Source organism: Limosilactobacillus coleohominis (genome assembly GCF_016901675.1).
GTDB lineage: Bacteria > Bacillota > Bacilli > Lactobacillales > Lactobacillaceae > Limosilactobacillus > Limosilactobacillus intestinavium.
The window spans coordinates 1-2083 of sequence record NZ_JACJKU010000124.1 but is presented as its reverse complement, the minus strand read 5'-3'; the positions used below and the strand labels follow the sequence as shown (position 1 = coordinate 2083).

General features: G+C 37.9%; 1 protein-coding gene and 1 pseudogene. One reads left to right on the top strand and one right to left on the bottom strand.

Features of this window, described 5'->3' with window-relative positions:
- Positions 1-258: 258 nt before the first annotated feature.
- Positions 259-1446 (top strand): ammonium transporter, encoded by a 1188-nt coding sequence (locus H5975_RS07895; protein WP_204785579.1) that lies wholly within the window; start codon positions 259-261, stop codon positions 1444-1446.
- A gap of 365 nt (positions 1447-1811) precedes the next feature.
- Here H5975_RS07895 and H5975_RS07890 read toward each other — a convergent pair.
- Positions 1812-2083: pseudogene (locus H5975_RS07890) on the bottom strand (transposase); the annotation flags it as partial.

Genomic DNA, 2083 nt, shown 5'->3' with positions numbered 1-2083 from the left:
TATCGTAAGGCCTTCTACCAAGAGATATCACAGCTCCATCAACCAATAATCAATTGGTCAGTATTATTTATTTGAGTCCAGTGGCTAACTTATTCTTGAAATTTAGGATGATATTTTCTTAATTAAATAGAGCTAAATACTAATGATTCTTCATGGTAAAAGCGATTTCATCTAATATATTGGTGTTCTTAGTTCCTAACCATTGTGACTGGGCAGTTAGCATGGTAGATTAAAGCCTAATTAGAGGAGGCGGTCTACGTGTTAGAAGTTAATACATTATTTATTATGATTGCCAGTATTCTCGTGTTGTTAATGACACCGGGACTGGCGTTTTTTTATGGTGGTCTAGTTAACAGGCGCCATGCTAACAACATGTTATTAACGGTGTTCATGATGTGTGGTTTGGCAGTAATTCTTTGGATTGCAGTGGGATATACACTTTCGTTTTCTGGTAACTACTGGGGAATAATCGGAAATTTACGGCAAATATTGATGATCAACGTTCCAATTGATGCCGTTACTAAAACGGGGATTCCAATTGGTGATTACACGATTTTTATGATGATGTTTGCAATCATCACACCTGCGATTTTTTGTGGATCGGTCGTCGGACACGGACGGTTTAATTTCTTAGTGATCTTTACCATTTGCTGGGCAATCTTTGTCTATTACCCACTGGTGCACATGGTCTGGGCTCCGCATGGTTTTTTGGCAAGTCTTGGTGCAGTTGATTTTGCAGGTGGGTTAGTAGTCCACGTGAATGCTGGAATTACTGCTTTAATTCTCTCTGGCTGGGTTGGCCGCCGTAAGGAAATCAACGCTCAACATAACAACTTGTCATGGGTATTGATTGGGACAGCATTGTTGTGGATTGGCTGGTATGGATTTAACGCTGGCTCTGCTTTGGCAGTTAATGATACCGCCGTGCAAGCAATGCTGACGACGACCGTTTCAAGTGCTACCGCCATCGTAACGTGGATGATGTTAGACCACTACCAATTTAATCACGTGACGCTGTCAGGTGCTTGTAACGGGGCGATAGCCGGACTCGTAGCAATTACACCCGGTGCAGGTTATGTTACCCTGGGTGGTTCAATTATAATCGGCATGGTCGGGGCAGCCATCAGTCAATACTTTATCGTTAGAGTTAAGCCTCACTTACCAATTGATGATGTTGTTGATGCTTTTGGATGTCATGGCTTGAGTGGAATTTGGGGAAGTATTGCTACCGGAATTTTCGCTAGTCATCAAATTAGTAAGCAAGTACCAAACGGGTTATTGTTTGGTGGTGGACTGCACCTTCTCACGAGTCAAATTTTCGTAACGGTCCTCACTATTATCTTTGTTGGGGTGATCGATGTTATATTAATCAAATTATTAACGATTGTTCTTCCGGTTTCGGTCGATAACAAAAAGATGGTAGCGGTCCAAAGTCAGGACCTCTAATAGAGTTTCTTCCTATAATTTAATGTATGATAAGTCTTAAAGCTGTTTGACTTTTTCAACAACTTTAAGGCTTTTTTATGTTGACATTAAGCATTAATAGTCCTGAATAGTAAACTTTTCGAACTTGGTTAGACCATTGATAAAACAGATGATAATTGCTAACTGATGAAATTTTCATATATAAATATTAATTTAATTGTTATTGAATGCTGCTGTTAAACACCTCTAATTAACGTTTGAAAACAAGTTCGATTTTATTCGTTAGATTTATGTGACATTTACAATTTTAATAATAATTAAATTATTACAATAAGTCATGATACCGCTACAATAACTTTTAAATATGGCAGATTGCAAGAAATAAGTTAACAATTATCATGTAAATTTCTAAAAAAGACTTCAATTGGTGTTTGCCAATTTAAACATTTCATTGGTCTCGAATTAAGCCACCAATTGATTGCAATTAGTTCATCATTGGACATTTGTTCAATATGCTTACCTTTTGGGATAAATCGGCGGAGAACTCGATCCTGTTTTCATTGGATCCACGTTCATGAGGAGAATAAGCGTGTGCGAAAAACATTGGCTTGTTTATCAAATCTTCGATTTGATGATAATTGGCAAATTCTTTCCCATG